Source organism: Kocuria oceani, from assembly GCF_029524215.1.
GTDB classification, from domain to species: Bacteria; Actinomycetota; Actinomycetes; order Actinomycetales; family Micrococcaceae; genus Kocuria; species Kocuria oceani.
Window position 1 is genome coordinate 1 of the sequence record NZ_JARAMH010000058.1, and the last position, 795, is coordinate 795.

Consider the following 795-nt stretch of genomic DNA (forward strand, 5'->3'; position numbering starts at 1 on the left):
ACTACACCGTGGAGGAGACCTCCCTGGAGGCGATGCCGGAGGCGCCGCTGAAGATCATGATGAACGTCGGCACCCCCGAGCAGGCCTTCGCCTTCGCCCAGCTGCCCCACCACGGGGTGGGCCTGGCGAGGCTGGAGTTCATCATCAACCGGCAGATCGGCATCCACCCCCTGGCGCTGCTGGCCCTGGAGCGCGACGAGGCGAGCCTGCCGGTGGAGCTGGCCGGACAGATCCGGGAGCGGATCGCCGCCTACGACGGGCCGCGGCAGTACTACGTGCAGCGCCTGGCCGAGGGCATCGCCACGATCGCGGCGGCCTTCGCCCCCGAACCGGTGATCATCCGGCTGTCGGACTTCAAGTCCAACGAATACGCCAACCTGCTCGGCGGCCCGATCTTCGAGCCGGAGGAGGAGAACCCCATGATCGGGTTCCGCGGCGCCTCCCGCTACCTCTCCCCCGCCTTCCGGGCGGCCTTCGAGCTCGAGTGCGCAGCGGTGCGGCACGCGCGCACCGCCATGGGGCTGACCAACATCAAGCTCATGGTCCCGTTCGTGCGCACCCTCGCCGAGGCCCAGGGCGTGGTGGAGCTGCTGGCCGCCAACGGACTGGCGCGCGGGGAGGACGGCCTGGAGATCGTCATGATGTGCGAGCTGCCGGCCAACGCGCTGCTGGCCGAGGCGTTCCTGGAGCACTTCGACGGGTTCTCCATCGGCTCCAACGACCTCACCCAGCTCACCCTGGGCCTGGACCGCGACTCCGCCCTGGTCGCCTCCTCCTTCGACGAGCGCGACCCGG

The 795-nt window shown here is 70.2% G+C and carries 1 protein-coding gene; it reads left to right on the forward strand.

The window, feature by feature from the left end:
- Positions 1–795: putative PEP-binding protein (locus PU704_RS19950; RefSeq protein ID WP_338130253.1), on the forward strand; the 795-nt coding region annotated here is incomplete at both ends.